The organism is Pseudomonas sp. MT3 (assembly GCF_054720805.1).
The window spans coordinates 66,718-81,402 of sequence record NZ_JBTVPY010000024.1; the positions used below are offsets into that span (position 1 = coordinate 66,718).

Annotated in this window: 11 protein-coding genes; all 11 read right to left on the bottom strand. The window is 65.3% G+C overall.

What is annotated here, in order from left to right:
* Positions 1-41: 41 nt before the first annotated feature.
* The 11 genes from acs to gluQRS all read right to left on the bottom strand — a co-directional run bounded on the left by acs (position 42) and on the right by gluQRS (position 14,656).
* Complete coding sequence (acs, locus tag ACYCAX_RS21670; RefSeq protein ID WP_460248797.1) at positions 42-1,979, bottom strand: acetate--CoA ligase; 1,938 nt, start codon at positions 1,977-1,979, stop codon at positions 42-44.
* 322 nt (positions 1,980-2,301) lie between these two features.
* Positions 2,302-3,966 (bottom strand): glucose-6-phosphate isomerase, encoded by a 1,665-nt coding sequence (gene pgi / locus ACYCAX_RS21675; RefSeq protein WP_460248798.1) that lies wholly within the window; start codon positions 3,964-3,966, stop codon positions 2,302-2,304.
* A 72-nt stretch (positions 3,967-4,038) separates the two neighbouring features.
* Positions 4,039-4,419 carry an aspartate 1-decarboxylase gene (gene panD / locus ACYCAX_RS21680; protein ID WP_294980522.1) on the bottom strand — a complete coding sequence of 127 codons (381 nt, stop codon included), beginning with the start codon at positions 4,417-4,419 and terminating at the stop codon, positions 4,039-4,041.
* Positions 4,420-4,542: 123 nt separating this feature from the next.
* Positions 4,543-5,394, bottom strand: coding sequence for a pantoate--beta-alanine ligase (gene panC / locus ACYCAX_RS21685; RefSeq protein WP_460248799.1), 852 nt, complete (start codon positions 5,392-5,394; stop codon positions 4,543-4,545).
* Positions 5,391-6,191, bottom strand: coding sequence for a 3-methyl-2-oxobutanoate hydroxymethyltransferase (gene panB, locus ACYCAX_RS21690; RefSeq protein WP_015478912.1), 801 nt, complete (start codon positions 6,189-6,191; stop codon positions 5,391-5,393). Before panB ends, panC begins: the two co-directional genes overlap by 4 nt.
* A gap of 143 nt (positions 6,192-6,334) precedes the next feature.
* Entirely contained in the window at positions 6,335-6,820 is a 486-nt protein-coding gene (folK, locus tag ACYCAX_RS21695; protein ID WP_015478911.1) for a 2-amino-4-hydroxy-6-hydroxymethyldihydropteridine diphosphokinase, read from the bottom strand.
* Entirely contained in the window at positions 6,817-8,226 is a 1,410-nt protein-coding gene (locus ACYCAX_RS21700) for a polynucleotide adenylyltransferase PcnB (protein ID WP_015478910.1), read from the bottom strand. Before ACYCAX_RS21700 ends, folK begins: the two co-directional genes overlap by 4 nt.
* Positions 8,227-8,989: 763 nt before the next feature.
* The gene (locus ACYCAX_RS21705) at positions 8,990-10,429 is read right to left on the bottom strand and encodes a sigma-54-dependent transcriptional regulator (protein WP_015478909.1); all 1,440 of its coding nucleotides are present in this window, start codon (positions 10,427-10,429) and stop codon (positions 8,990-8,992) included.
* A 26-nt stretch (positions 10,430-10,455) separates the two neighbouring features.
* The gene (locus tag ACYCAX_RS21710; RefSeq protein ID WP_041712190.1) at positions 10,456-13,407 is read right to left on the bottom strand and encodes a sensor histidine kinase; all 2,952 of its coding nucleotides are present in this window, start codon (positions 13,405-13,407) and stop codon (positions 10,456-10,458) included.
* The gene (locus tag ACYCAX_RS21715; protein WP_015478907.1) at positions 13,391-13,567 is read right to left on the bottom strand and encodes a hypothetical protein; all 177 of its coding nucleotides are present in this window, start codon (positions 13,565-13,567) and stop codon (positions 13,391-13,393) included. Before ACYCAX_RS21715 ends, ACYCAX_RS21710 begins: the two co-directional genes overlap by 17 nt.
* A 201-nt stretch (positions 13,568-13,768) precedes the next feature.
* Positions 13,769-14,656 (bottom strand): tRNA glutamyl-Q(34) synthetase GluQRS, encoded by an 888-nt coding sequence (gluQRS, locus tag ACYCAX_RS21720; protein WP_460248800.1) that lies wholly within the window; start codon positions 14,654-14,656, stop codon positions 13,769-13,771.
* Positions 14,657-14,685: the final 29 nt, after the last annotated feature.

Sequence of the window (14,685 nt, forward strand, 5' to 3'; positions counted from 1 at the left end):
GGGTAAACCTAGCATCTTTGCGCCCGTGGCCTGAAGCGCGATCAACGGTTCAGGCGATTGTCGATGAGCCCTTGCACCACACTGGGGTCGGCCAGCGTGGAGGTGTCGCCGAGGTTCTCCAGCTCGTTGCAGGCGATCTTGCGCAGGATGCGCCGCATGATCTTGCCCGAGCGGGTCTTCGGTAGGCCCGGCGCCCATTGCAGCATTTCCGGTTTGGCGAAACTGCCGATCTCCTTGCTCACCAGTGCCAGCAGGTCCTGCTTGAGCGCGTCGCCGGGCTGGACGCCATTCATCAATGTGACGAAGGCGTAGATGCCCTGGCCCTTGAGGTCATGCGGATAGCCGACTACCGCGGCCTCCGCCACCGAATCGTGCAGCACCAGTGCGCTTTCCACTTCGGCGGTGCCGATACGGTGGCCGGAGACGTTGATCACGTCGTCCACGCGGCCGGTGATCCAGTAGTAGCCGTCCTCGTCGCGGCGCGCGCCGTCGCCGGTGAAATAGTAGCCGGGGTAGGGCTTGAAGTAGGTGTCGATCATCCGCTGGTGGTCGCCATAGACGCTGCGGATCTGGCTCGGCCAACTGGCCTTGATGGCAAGCACGCCGGAGCCGGGGCCGTCGATTTGCTTGCCCTGCTCATCGAGCAGCACCGGCTGCACGCCGAAGAACGGGCGGGTCGCCGAGCCGGGCTTGAGGGCGGTGGCGCCGGGCAGCGGGGTGATTAGGATGCAGCCGGTCTCGGTCTGCCACCAGGTGTCGACGATGGGGCAGCGCGTTTCGCCGACCACGTGGTAGTACCACTCCCAGGCTTCCGGGTTGATCGGCTCGCCGACCGAACCGAGCAGGCGCAGGCTGCTGCGCGAGGTCTTGCTGACCGGATCCTCGCCTTCGCGCATCAGGGCGCGGATGGCGGTGGGGGCGGTGTAGAAGATGTTCACCTGGTGCTTGTCGATCACCTGCCAGAAGCGCGAGGCGTCCGGGTAGTTCGGCACGCCCTCGAACATCAGGGTGGTGGCGCCGTTGGCCAGCGGGCCATAGACGATGTAGCTGTGGCCGGTGACCCAGCCGACGTCCGCGGTGCACCAGTAGATGTCGCCGTCGTGGTAGTCGAACACGTACTTGTGGGTCATCGCCGCGCCCAGCAGGTAGCCGCCGGTGGTGTGCAGCACGCCCTTGGGTTTGCCAGTGGAGCCGGAGGTGTAGAGGATGAACAGCGGATCCTCCGCATCCATCGGTTCCGGCGCGCAGTCCTCGCTGGCATCGCGCAGGGCCTCGTGGTACCAGATGTCGCGGCCCTCGACCCAGGGAATCTCGCCCTGGGTGCGCTCGACCACCACCACGCTGGAGACGTTCGGGCAGTCCTTCAGGGCCTTTTCCACGTTCTGCTTGAGCGGGATGTACTTGCCGCCACGCACGCCTTCGTCGGCGGTGATCACGACGCGGCAGTCGGCGTCGAGGATGCGGTCGCGCAGGGCATCGGGGGAGAAGCCGCCGAACACCACCGAATGAATCGCGCCGATCCGCGCGCAGGCCAGCATCGCGTAGGCGGCCTCGGGGATCATCGGCATGTAGATGCACACCCGGTCGCCTTTCCCCACGCCACGGCTCTTGAGCACGTTGGCGAGGCGGCAGACATGGCTGTGCAGCTTGCGGTAGGTGATCTGCGCGGATTCGGCCGGGTTGTCACCTTCCCAGATGATCGCTACCTGTTCGCCACGGGTTTCCAGATGGCGGTCGATGCAGTTGTAGGTGACGTTGAGCTGGCCACCCTTGAACCAGCTGGCCTGGCCGTGGGCCAGGTCGCCGTGGTGGACCGAGGTCCAGGGCTTGAACCAGTCGAGGAAGGCCTTGGCCTGTTCGCCCCAGAAGGCGTCCGGGTGGTCCACCGATTGCCGGTACAGGCGCTGGTAGGCGTCGTTGTCGAGGTAGGCACGCTGGCGTACGGCCTCCGGGACGGGATGAAGGCTGATCTCGTACATGTCGAATCCTTGTTGTTGTGAGCCGAGATGCCCACAAGGGTGCATCCAAGCCCAGGCGGGTTCAAGGGTTGGCCATGTGGATTTGACGCTGCGCCAGCGTGGTTCGTTCAGCCGGACGCTACTTCGACAGGCCAGCGAGAGGCGCGTGCGGAGAGCGTTTCAGGTACCGGTCGTTTGCGGTGTGGGCGGGCTCGGGGGGATCAGAGGGTTCGACAGGGCTGGCGCGCGTGCGAGAGAACCCGGAGGGAGAGGGGCACCGGCGCAGCTTTGCGCCGCTACCGACGAACGGTCGCGCTCAATGCGCGGCCGTTCGTACGGGGAATCAACCGCGGTGACGGCCGCGGAAGAAGTCGATCAGGCCCTGGGTGGAGGCATCTTCTGCGCAGCTTTCCTCGCTGCCCACCAGGCGGCCATACACCGCCTTGCCCAGGTCCTTGCCAAGCTCCACACCCCACTGGTCGAAGGCGTTGATGCCCCAGAGGATGCTCTGCACGTAGACCTTGTGCTCGTACATGGCGATCAGCGCGCCCAGGCGACGGGCGCTGATGCGTTCCATGACCAGGGTGTTGCTCGGGCGGTTGCCCGGAATCACCTTGTGCGGCGCCAGGCGCTGCACTTCGACCTCATCGACGCCCTTGGCGCGCAGCTCGGCCTCGGCCTCGGCGCGGCTCTTGCCGACCATCAGCGCCTGGCTCTGCGACAGGCAGTTGGCGTACAGCCACTGATGGTGGTCGGCCACCGGGTTGTAGCTGGATACCGGAACGATGAAATCGGCCGGGATCAGGTGGGTGCCCTGGTGCAGCAACTGGTGGTACGCATGCTGGCCGTTGCAGCCCACGCCGCCCCAGATCACCGGACCGGTGCCGGCGGAAACCGAGGTACCGTCCTGGCGCACGCTCTTGCCGTTGGACTCCATGTCCAGCTGCTGCAGGTGGTCGGTGATGTTCCGCAGGTAGTAGTCGTACGGCAGGATCGCGTGGCTGCGCGCGCCCCAGAAGTCGCCGTACCAGACGCCGAGCAGGCCCAGCAGCACCGGGATGTTCTTCTCGAACGGCGAGGTCAGGAAGTGCTGGTCCATGCTGTAGGCGCCGGACAGCAGTTCCTTGAAGTTGTTGATGCCCACCGACATGGCGATCGGCAGGCCGATGGCCGACCACAGCGAGTAGCGGCCGCCGACCCAGTCCCACATGGGGAAGACGTTTTCCGGACGGATGCCGAAGGCCGATGCCGCTTCCTTGTTGCTGGAAACGGCGATGAAGTGGCGGTACAGCTCCGCCTCGCTGCCGCCCTGGGCCAGGTACCAGGCGCGGGCGGCCTGGGCGTTCTTCAGGGTTTCCAGGGTGCCGAAGGACTTCGAGGAGACGATGAACAGCGTGGTCTCGGCGTTGAGCTTTGCGGTCAGCTCACGGAACTCGCTGCCGTCGATGTTCGCCAGGTAGTGGCAACGCACGCCTTTCTGGGCGAAGGGCAGCAGGGCCTCGGAGACCAGTTGCGGGCCGAGGAAAGAGCCACCGATGCCGATGTTCACCACGTCGGTGATCGGTTTCTCGGTGTAACCGCGCCACAGGCCGTTGTGCACGGCGGCGACCAGCTCGGTCATCTGGTGCAGCACGCGGTGCACTTCCGGCATCACGTCCTTGCCGTCCACCAGCACCTTGTCGCCGATGGGGCGGCGCAGTGCGGTGTGCAGCACCGGTCGGCGCTCGGAGGCATTGATCACGTCGCCACGGAACATCGACTGGATGGCTTCGCCCAGCTTGGCCTCTTCCGCGAGCTTCACCAGCAGGTCAAGGGTGTCCTGGCGGATCAGGTTCTTCGAGAAGTCCAGGAACAGGCCACAGGCGCTGAGGGAGAAACGCTTGAAGCGCTCCGGATCCTGGGCGAACGCCTCGCGCATCGAGAAGCTCTGCAACTCCTGGCGGTGGGCGGCCAGAGCCTGCCAGCTCTTCAGTTGCGTGGCATCCAGCGGGGTGAGGTGGTGTTCCATGACGTACCTTCGGGTGTGGCGTGCATTTTTTGAACAACGGAAAGCCCGGTGGTTCCGGGCTTTCTCGTGGGCTCAGGCGAGCTGAACCGGAATGGCGTTGCTGGTGTGGCTGAGCTGATTGCCGGGCGCCATGTACAGCATGCGCGGCTTGAATCCTTCCAGCTCGGCATCGCTGAACTGAGCGTACGCGCAGATGATGACCCGGTCACCCACCTTGGCCTTGTGGGCAGCGGCGCCGTTGACGGAAATCATCCGCGAGCCTTCCTCGCCACGGATGGCGTAGGTGGTGAAGCGCTCGCCGTTATCGACGTTGTAGATCTGGATCTGTTCGTACTCGCGGATGCCAGCGAGATCGAGCCATTCGCCATCGATGGCGCAGGAGCCTTCATAGTCGAGCACGGCGTGGGTGACTTCGGCGCGGTGCAGTTTGGCTTTGAGCATGATGCTCTGCATGGGCGTGGCTCCTCTTTTTCTGGTCTGGGGAGGGAGTGCGGTGCGAGTATGCCCGAGCACCGAAAACCGCTCAAGGTCGCGGCTGGCGCGGCCTTGAGGTGGATATCGGCAGTCGTGCGGGGGTTAGTCGATCTGGAAGGCGAGGTTGTCGATCAGGCGGGTGCTGCCCAGGAATGCCGCCACCAGGATCACCAACTGGTTGTCCTCCGCCGCGGCGGGACGCAGCCCGGCGGATTCGCGGATTTCCAGGTAATCGATGCGCAGGCCGGCCTGCTCGATCTGCTGGCGCCCATCGGCGAGCAGCGCCGCATAATCACGCGCACCGCCGCGAACCTGTTCGGCAAGCTGCTTCAGGGTGCGGTAGAGCACCGGCGCGCTGGCGCGCTGCTCGTCGTTCAGGTAGCCGTTGCGCGAGGACAGCGCCAGACCGTCGTCGGCGCGCACGGTGGGCTCGCCAAAGACCTGGATCGGCAGGTTCAGGTCGCGCACCAGCTTGCGGATCACCGCCAGTTGCTGGAAGTCCTTCTCGCCGAACAGGGCCATGTCCGGCTGGACCATGTTGAACAGCTTGCACACCACCGTGGCGACGCCATCGAAGTGCCCGGGACGGCTGCCGCCACACAGGCCTTCCGAAACGCCGCTGACGTTCAGGCGGGTCTGGCCTTCCATGCCGTCGGGGTACATCTCCTCGACGGTCGGTGCGAACAGCAGGTGGCAGCCGGCCTCCAGCAGCTTGCCCTGGTCCGCGGCGAGGGTGCGCGGGTATTTGTCCAGGTCCTCGGTAGGGCCGAACTGCAGCGGATTGACGAAGATGCTGGCAACCACGAAGTCGGCGCGCTGGCCGGCCTTGGTCACCAGGGCTGCGTGGCCGGAGTGCAGGTTGCCCATCGTCGGGACCAGTGCGATGCGTTTGCCCTCAGCGCGCGCGCGGGCCACCGCGGCGCGCAGCTCGCGGACTGTTTTTACCGTGTTCATGAAGAGAATCCGTGTTCCGGGCCGGGGAAGGAGCCATCTTTCACGGCCTTGACGAAAGCGGTCATGGCCGAGGCGATATCCGGCTGGCCTTCCATGAAGTTCTTCACGAACTTCGGCGAACGACCGGTCAGCGACAGCCCGAGCATGTCGTGCATCACCAGAACCTGGCCATCGGTGCCGGCACCGGCGCCAATGCCGATTACCGGGATCTTCACCGCTTCGCTGATCTCCTGGGCCAGGGCCGAGGGGACGCATTCCAGCAGCAGCATGGCGGCACCGGCCTGCTCCAGGGCGATGGCGTCGGCGCGCAGCTGGCGGGCCTGGCTTTCCTGGCGACCCTGCACCTTGAAGCCGCCGAACAGGTTGACCGACTGCGGGGTCAGACCGAGGTGGGCGCACACCGGAATGCCGAGCTGAGCCAGGCGCACGATCGGCTCGGCGAGCCAGGCGCCACCTTCCAGCTTGACCATTTGGGCGCCGGCCTGCATGACTGTTACCGAGTCGCGCAGCAGGCGGTCCAGGGACGTACCCGATTCGAACGGCAGGTCGGTGAGGATCAGCGCACCCTTGTTGCCGCGCTTCACGGCGGCGGTGTGGTAGGCCATGTCCTGGATGGTGACCGGGAGCGTGCTGTCGTGTCCTTGCAGCACCATGCCCAGGGAGTCACCGATCAGCAGCACTTCGGCGCCGGCCTGGCTGGCAACGTGCGCGAACATGGCATCGTAGGCGGTCAGCATCGCGATCTTTTCGCCGCTTTGCTTGAGACCTTGCAGGGTGGTCAGGGTGACATCAGGCATGAAAGTGTCCTCAGTTCTGCGCCGGGCAGGGGCAAACGGGCACCTATAGTCCAGATGGGGCGGACCGAAGTCAATTGCAGGTGTTACCGGACTGTTACGGCGTTACTGCCAGCGCGCCCCACACGCCTGGGGCGCGGGATGTTTCAGGGCAGTCGCTCGAGGCCGGAGAACGGACAGGCGGCCAACAGATCCGCCAGCATCTGGCCGTTGGGCAGTTGCAGTTGCGGGGCGAGATCGGCCAGCGGATAGAGCACGAAGGCGCGGGCGTGCATGTGGTAGTGCGGCACGCGCAGGCGCGGTTCGTCGATCAGGCGCTCGCCGAACAGCAGGATGTCGAGGTCCAGTGTGCGCGGTCCCCAGCGTTCGTCCTTGCGTACGCGGCCTTGTTCCAGCTCGATGGTCTGCAGGGCGTCCAGCAGGGCGAGCGGTTCCAGGTCGGTATCCAGTGCAGCCACGGCGTTGACGTAGCGCGGCTGGTCCGGCGGGCCCAGCGGGTCGCTGACGTAGAGCGGGGAGACCACCGCCACCTTGGTGGCGGGAATCTGCGACAGTGCCTTCAGTGCGGCTTCCAGTTGCTGGCGCGGCTCGGCGAGGTTGCTGCCGAGCCCGATGTAGACGCGTTCGCTCATTCGTTACCGGTGCCTTCGCCACTGTTACGCGGACCGCGCCGGCGACGGTTGGCACCGCCACGACGGCGTTTGCGCGGTACGCCACCGCTGCTTTCTTCCTGGCTGGAGAGGTTGCGGATCATGCCGCGGCGTTCGCCATCGCTGGCTTCCTGGTAGTCGGTCCACCAATCGCCCAGGCCACCGGTTTCCTCGCCGGCGCTTTCGCGCAGCAGGAGGAAGTCGTAGCCGGCACGGAAGCGCGGGTTTTCCAGCAGCAGGTCGGCCTTCTTGCCCTGGCGGCGCGGCAGGCGTTCCTGCATGTCCCAGATCTCGCGGATCGGGATGGTGAAGCGCTTGGGCACCGCGGTGCGCTTGCACTGTTCGATGATCAGTTCGTGGGCGGCGTCCTGCATTGCCGGGATCGGCGGCACGCCGCGCTCCTGCAGTTTCAGTACGCGCGCGGGCAGGGCGGGCCAGAGCAGCGCGGCGAACAGGAAGGCCGGAGTGACCGGCTTGCCCTGGCGAATGCGCTCGTCGGTGTTGGCCAGTGCCTGGCGCATCAGCTTGCCGGCGTATTCGGGATTCTCTTTCAGCGCCTTGGCGCTGGCCGGGAACAACGGCGCGAACAGGTCGTATTCGTTGAGCAGCTCGAAGGTGCGCTCGGCCTTGCCGCTCAGTAGCAGCTTGAGCACTTCGTCGAACAGGCGCGCCGAGGGGATTTCGTTGAGCAGGTGCGCCAGGCGGCGGATCGGCGCGGCGCTGTGTTTCTCGATCTCGAAGCCCAGCTTGGCGGCGAAGCGTACGGCGCGCAGCATGCGCACCGGGTCTTCGAGGTAGCGCTGCTCAGGGTCGCCGATCAGGCGCACCAGGCGGTTGCGGATGTCATGCACGCCGTGGGCGTAGTCGAGGATGCGCTCGCCGGTGACATCGAAATACAGGGCGTTGATGGTGAAGTCGCGGCGCTGCGCGTCGTCTTCCAGCGTGCCATAGACGTTGTCGCGCAGGATGCGGCCGGCCTCGTTGCGAGAGGCATGGGCGCTGTCGGTGTCGTCGTCGGTCTGCGGATGGTTGGCGCGGAAGGTGGCGACTTCGATGATCTCGCGGCCGAAGTGGACATGGACCAGCTTGAAGCGACGGCCGATCACCCGCGCGTTGCGGAACTCGGCGCGAACCTGCTCGGGGGTGGCGCTGGTGGCCACGTCGAAGTCCTTGGGGGTAATACCCAGCAGCGGATCACGTACGCCGCCACCGACGATGTACGCCTGGTAGCCGGCCTTGGTCAGGCGCTCCACGACGTTCACCGCGTTCCTGCTGAACTGTTCCCGCCGCAGCGAGTGCTGATGATTGCCAACGACTTCCGGAGTAGTGCGGACAGCGCGCGGACGGCGCAGTGGGGATCGGATGGACTGGATCAGCTTTTTCAGCATGTGTGCACTATCGGGAATGGGTGTATGGATGGCATACGCAGGTCTCGGCAAGCCGCTTGATTTCGGCGTTTCCTGGAGGATAGCGGGTGTCTGCCGCTGCCTTGAAACAAATGGCAGCAAATCGAATGCCGTCTGCGCCGCGGCGATTCTAGCATCGTGGGGTGGGATGATGAAGGAAAGTAGGAAAAAGGACTTGCGGGGAGAAGGGGAGAGGGTGTAGCGAAAGCTACTGGGGGAGCCGAGGCTCCCCCCCAAATAGGTGCGTGCTTTGTTTTTATTATGATTACCGGGCTTGTTGTTTTTGTTTGTAGACCCGACCCTCGAAGCTACCTGCTTCGGGGAACCTTCCACACTTGGAAGGTGTTCAATAGCAAACGGATTGCTTTGGTCGCTGAGTAAGCGATGATCTTGCGATCCAACCAGTCCTCGTGCTGCCTTCAAGCAGTTTTATTCTTCTCTGACTGGTTGCGGGACTGCTCCCGACGGCTACTCTTCTCCAAAAGAATCAGTTAGCTGCGCCTCCGCGATTTTGTTTTTGTTGTGCTGGAGTCGTTTCGTCTTGTTCTTATTTTGAGTTGTCGTGCTTGTTATTGTTGTTGTGCCAATAACAAAGCAGATGCCGTGCCAACTTTTGCAAATCCTTATTTTTCAATGGCTTGCGTAGATTCGCCTTTGGGTGACAGGCATAAAAAAGCCGGGTTCCCGTTACCGATGAACCCGGCTTTTGTTACGGAGCATGTCTCCGGTAACAGTGTGGGGCGTCCTACGAGTCAGCCGAAGCACCGGATTTGCGGCGCGGGATGCCCAGGCGCTGACGGCGCTCCCACAGACATTTACGGCTGATGCCCAGCTTGCGGGCCAGTTCGGTTTCGGTCATGTGGTCCTGGTGTTCGAGGACGAAGTGCTGGAAGTAGTCCTCCAGCGACAGATCCTCGGTAGGCTCGTGATTGCTGGTGTTGCCGTTGCTCGGACGAGGTTCGGCCTCGTCCATGAAGTCGTCTTCCAGATCATCCAGCTCGATGTCGATGCCCAGCAGGTCGGCGGGAATCTCCAGCCCTTCGCTGAGGATCACCGCGCGCTCGATGGCGTTCTCCAGTTCGCGCACGTTACCCGGCCACGGATAGTGACGGATGGCCTGTTCGGCCTCGTGGGAGAAGCTCAGCGCCGGGCGCCCCATCTGCGAGCACTGCCGCGTCAGGAAGGCGCGCGCGATCTCCATCACGTCGGGGCCGCGCTCGCGCAGGGGCGGCAGTTTCAGCGAGATGACGTGCAGGCGGTAGTAGAGGTCTTCGCGGAACTGGCCGGTCTTGGCCAGCATCTTCAGGTCGCGGTGGGTCGCCGCGATCAGGCGTACGTCCACTTTCTGCGACTGTACCGAGCCGACCCGGCGGATCTCGCCTTCCTGCAGTACGCGCAGCAGGCGCGCCTGGGCTTCGAGCGGCAGTTCGCCGATCTCGTCGAGGAACAGGGTGCCGCCGTCGGCGGCTTCCACCAGGCCCGCGCGGCCCGCGCTGGCGCCGGTGAACGCGCCTTTCTCGTGGCCGAACAGTTCGGATTCGATCAGGGTTTCCGGGATCGCCGCGCAGTTCACCGAGATCAGCGGCGCCTTGGTGCGCTTGGACAGGTTGTGCAGCGCGCGGGCCACCAGTTCCTTGCCGGTACCGGACTCGCCCTGGATCAGTACATTGGAGTCGGTCGGCGCAACCTTGCGGATCTTGGTGTACAGCTCCTGCATGGGGGGGCAGGAGCCGATGATGCCGATCTCGCCGTCCGCCGGAGCGGTGTTACCCACGCTGCTACGTTCCGCCGCCTTGGCGTTACCACGGGCTTCGGTCGGGGCGTTCCGGGCTTCCTGGCGATCCTTGAGGATGCGCGCCACGGCCTGGAGCATCTCGTCGTGGTCGAACGGCTTGGCGATGTAGTCCACCGCGCCCATCTTCATCGAGTCCACCGCCGAGCGCAGGCTGGCGTAGCTGGTCATGATCAGCACCGGGGTGCCCTGGGCCAGCTTGATCAGTTCGGTACCCGGTGCGCCCGGCAGGCGCAGGTCGCTGACGATCATGTCGAACGACGGGATGCTGTAGCGCTCCTGGGCCTCCTGCACCGAGCCAGCCTCGCTGACCTGGTATTGGTTCCGCTCGAGCAACCGTCGCAGGGCGGAGCGGATGATGGTTTCGTCTTCGACGATGAGGATATGTGCCATGTATTCAGCTCTCTCGACGTGCTCGTTTACTGCTCGGCCGTCGGGCCAGGATGCCGCGGCAAAGTGACGCTGATGCGGGTGCCGCATTCGCGTTCGGGGTCAGCCGGGCTGTCTATGGTGATTTGCCCATAATGCTCTTCCACGATCGAATAGACCAGTGCGAGGCCTAGACCGGTCCCCTTGCCGGGGTCCTTGGTCGTGAAGAAGGGTTCGAACAGGCGGTCGATGATCGACTTGGGTATTCCGCTGCCTTCGTCTTCGACGATCAGGTCGACGGTCTGCTCCGAGGCCTCGGTCCGCACGCGGATCGCGCCATTGGCTGGCGAGGCGTCGCGGGCGTTGGAGAGCAGGTTGATCAGTACCTGGGCCAGGCGCTGCGAGTCGCCCTCGACCCAATGCGCCGGGTCGCACAGGTTGAAGAACTGCACGTCGACGCTGCGTCTGTTCAGCGACAGCAGGCCGATGGCTTCCTGGGCGGCGTCGGCCAGGCACACCGGCTCGGCGGCCACCTGCTTGCCGCCGGCATGGGCGAAGCTCATCAGCGACTGCACGATGCGCGAGACGCGCTTGGTCTGTTCGAGGATCTGCCCGCTGATCTCGGTCAGCTCGCCATCGCCCTCGCGCTCTTCGCGCAGGTTCTGCGCAAGGCAGGCGATGCCGGTGATAGGGTTGCCGATCTCGTGGGCCACGCCGGCGGCGAGGCGGCCGATCGAGGCCAGGCGCTCGGAGTGGATCAGCTTGTCTTCCAGGGACTGGGTTTCGGTGAGGTCTTCGACCAGCAGCACCAGGCCGCTGTTACCGGGCGCGAGGGGTTCCTCGATCGCCGCCTTGTGCAGGTTCAGCCAGCGGGTCTGGCCGTCGATGGACAGGCGCTGCTTGTGCAGGTGCTCGTCCGGCGCGTCGATGAAGCCTTCCAGCAGGCCGCGCCACGGCTCGGGCAGGGCGGCCAGGCGCGAGCCGACCACGCGTTGCGCGCTGACCCCGGTGAGTTCCTCGATGGCACGGTTCCACATGAGGATTTCCTGGTCCTTGGCCAGCGAGCACACGCCCATCGGCAGATCCTGCAGGGTCTGGCGGTGGTAGCGGCGCAGGGTATCGAGTTCGGCGGCCAGGCCGGTGAGCCGGGAGTGGTAGTCCTCCAGGCGGCTCTCGATGAAGTGGATGTCCTCGGTGACGTAGCTTTCACTGCTGGCCTTGTAGGGCAGGAAGGTTTCCACCATGTCCTGCGCCACGCTGGGGCCCATCAGGCCGGAGAGGTTCGCCTCGATGCGGTCGCGCAGGCGGCGCAGGGCGTAGGGGCGGCGTTCGTCGAAGGGCAGGTGCAGGTCGCGCAGAGCCTGCTCCACCTCGCGCTGCGCGGTCTTCGCGCCCAGCGGCTTGGACAGCTGGCTGGCGAACTCCTGCGGGGAAACGGCGATCAGCTCGCGGCGCTGCGGGCGGCGCACGTTGTCCACGGCGCAGGCTTCGGCGGCACCTTTTTCTTCGTCGCTGGCTTCGGTGAACAGCGAGACCAGGGTGAACACCAGCACGTTGGCCGCCAGCGAAGCGAGCGCGGCGAGGTGCCAGGTGGTGTCGTCGAGCACATAGAGCGAGTTGAACAGCGGCAGGTAGACGCTCTGCATGTTCGCCACCAGCGGGGTGAGCATGGTCGCGCCCCAGACCAGCATGCCCGCCACGAGACCTGCGATGAAGCCGCGGCGGTTGGCGGTCGGCCAGTAGAGCACGGCCAGCGCGCCGGGGAGGAACTGCAGGGTGGCGACGAAGGAGACTATCCCCAGGTTGGACAGGTCCTGCTCGGCGCCCAGCACCAGGTAGAAGGCATAGCCGGCCATGATGATCGCGGCGATCAGTGCGCGGCGGGTCCACTTCAGCCAGCGGTAGATGTTGCCTTCGGCCGGCGGCTGGTAGAGCGGCAGCACCAGGTGGTTGAGCACCATGCCCGAGAGCGCCAGGGTCATCACGATGATCAGGCCGCTGGCGGCGGAGATGCCGCCGACGAAGGCGGTCAGCGCCAGGGCCGGGCTGTCCACCGAGATGCCCAGGCCGAGGGTGAAGTACTCCGGGTTGGTCGAGGCGCCCAGGTGCAGGCCGGCCCAGAGGATCGGCGGCACCGCCAGGCTCATCGGCAGCAGGAACAGCGGCAGACCCCAGCTGGCGCTGAGCAGCGAGCGCGGGTTGAGGTTCTCGGTGAAGGTCATGTGGAACATGTGTGGCATCACGATGGCCGCGGCGAAGAACACCAGCAGCAGCGTGCGCCACGGCCCTTCGGCCAGCGGCGTGTGCAGCGTGCTCAGGGCTTCCTGGTTCTGCAGCAGCCAGACTTCCAGACCGTCCGGCCCGCCGAACACGCCGTAGAGGGCGAACAGGCCGATGGAACAGAGCGCCACCAGCTTCACCAGCGACTCGAAGGCGATCGCCATCACCAGCCCCTCGTGACGCTCGCGGGTGGCGATGTGGCGCGCGCCGAAGAGAATGGCGAACAGCGTGATCAGCGCGCAGAACGCCAGCGCCGCGCGGTTGGGCTCCGATTCGCGGGTGAGGATGCTGATCGAGTCGGTCACCGCCTGGATCTGCAGCGCCAGCATCGGTAGTACGCCGATCAGCATGAACAGCGTGGTCAGCGCGCCGGCCCAGGTGCTGCGGAAGCGGAAGGCAAACAGGTCGGCCAGCGATGACAACTGGTAGGCCCGCGTGATGCGCAGGATCGGGTAGAGCAGCACCGGCGCCAGCAGGAAGGCGCCGGAGACGCCCAGGTAGATCGCCAGGAAGCCGTAGCCGTACTGGTAGGCCAGCCCGACCGTGCCATAGAAGGCCCAGGCGCTGGCGTACACGCCCAGCGACAGGGTATAGATCAGCGGATGGCGCACCAGCCGGCGCGGAACGAAGCCGCGCTCGGTGATCCAGGCGACACCGAAGAGGACCATCAGGTAGGAGGCGCTGATCAGGATCAGCTGGGTGAGGCTAAAGCTCGTCAGCATCGCGCTGGCTCTGCAGGATGAAGGTGACGACGATCAGGATCAGCCACAGCAGATACGGGCGGTACCAGGCGCCGTGGGGATCGATCCACCAGTCCATGATGGCCGGTGAGAACAGGTAGATGCCCACGACCAGGAGCAACACCAGTCGGTAGATGTACATGTCGTCTCTCTCTTGGTTCGGCGGGCAGGCTACCTGTGCGCACAGTCGCCGGCAAGCTGGCTGCCGAATGCTTGGCGGGTCTGTAGGAGCGAGCTTGCTCGCGAACCTGAATCCCGCTGCGGAGTTTGTTCGCGAGCAAGGGCTAGGCGCCCCCCTCGCTCCTACGAAAAACAGGTTGCGCAGGTACCTTGTACTGCCAGTCTAGAGCCGTGCGTCTTCCAGCGTCAGGCGATGGGGGAGGGCGTTGGCCTCCCAGTGCGCGATGCCCCAGGCGAGCACCTCGCACGGTGCGGCCTGCAGCAGCTCGGTGGGCGGATTCTGGCCCAGTGCCTTGAGTGCGCGTACCAGCAGTGGGGCGGCCTGGTCGGCTTCCAGCGGCGGCGAGCGATAGGCCTTGCCGAGCTTGTGGCCGTCGGGCTGGATGATCAGCGGCACGTGCAGGTAACGCGGTGCGGCGATGCCCAGCAGTTCCTGCAGGTAGAGCTGGCGTGGGGTGTTGTCGAGCAGGTCGGCGCCGCGAACGATGTCGGTAACACCCTGCCAGGCGTCGTCCAGCACCACTGCCAACTGATAGGCGAACAGCCCGTCGCGACGGCGAATGATGAAGTCGCCCACTTCGCGCCCCAGGTGCTGGTGGAATGCACCCTGCAGGCGATCGACGAAGCGATAGTCCAGCTCCGGCACGCGGATGCGGATGGCGACGTCACCGTGCCAGTCATGCTGGGCGTCGCGGCAGGTGCCGGGATAGATGCCGTGGCTGCCTTCGAGCTGCTTGCGCGAGCAGGTGCAGGCGTAGGCCAGGCCGCTGCGCAGCCATTGTTCGACCTGGGCCGCGTAGGCGTCGCCGCGCTCGCTCTGGCGCTCCACCGGGCCGTCCCATTCGAAGCCGTAACGCTCCAGGGTCTCCAGGATCGCCGCCTGGGCGCCGGGCATCTCGCGCGGCGGGTCGAGGTCTTCCATGCGCACCAGCCACTTTCCACCCACGGCGCGTGCATCCAGATAGGAAGCAACGGCCGCCACCAGCGAACCGAAATGCAGGTAGCCGCTGGGCGTGGGGGCGAAGCGTCCGACGTAGCGGGAAGCGGGCATGGCGTCTCTTTGACTTTTTATTAAGGGCG

What these genes read in the sequence shown, in the direction of transcription:
- panC (WP_460248799.1), bottom strand. Translation starts at nt 5,394, where the DNA reads ATGAACACGGTAAAAACAGTCCGCGAGCTGCGCGCCGCGGTGGCCCGC.
- gluQRS (WP_460248800.1), bottom strand. Translation starts at nt 14,656, where the DNA reads ATGCCCGCTTCCCGCTACGTCGGACGCTTCGCCCCCACGCCCAGCGGC.
- acs (WP_460248797.1), bottom strand. Translation starts at nt 1,979, where the DNA reads ATGTACGAGATCAGCCTTCATCCCGTCCCGGAGGCCGTACGCCAGCGT.
- ACYCAX_RS21715 (WP_015478907.1), bottom strand. Translation starts at nt 13,567, where the DNA reads ATGTACATCTACCGACTGGTGTTGCTCCTGGTCGTGGGCATCTACCTG.
- panD (WP_294980522.1), bottom strand. Translation starts at nt 4,419, where the DNA reads ATGCAGAGCATCATGCTCAAAGCCAAACTGCACCGCGCCGAAGTCACC.
- panB (WP_015478912.1), bottom strand. Translation starts at nt 6,191, where the DNA reads ATGCCTGATGTCACCCTGACCACCCTGCAAGGTCTCAAGCAAAGCGGC.
- ACYCAX_RS21710 (WP_041712190.1), bottom strand. Translation starts at nt 13,407, where the DNA reads ATGCTGACGAGCTTTAGCCTCACCCAGCTGATCCTGATCAGCGCCTCC.
- ACYCAX_RS21705 (WP_015478909.1), bottom strand. Translation starts at nt 10,429, where the DNA reads ATGGCACATATCCTCATCGTCGAAGACGAAACCATCATCCGCTCCGCC.
- pgi (WP_460248798.1), bottom strand. Translation starts at nt 3,966, where the DNA reads ATGGAACACCACCTCACCCCGCTGGATGCCACGCAACTGAAGAGCTGG.
- ACYCAX_RS21700 (WP_015478910.1), bottom strand. Translation starts at nt 8,226, where the DNA reads ATGCTGAAAAAGCTGATCCAGTCCATCCGATCCCCACTGCGCCGTCCG.
- folK (WP_015478911.1), bottom strand. Translation starts at nt 6,820, where the DNA reads ATGAGCGAACGCGTCTACATCGGGCTCGGCAGCAACCTCGCCGAGCCG.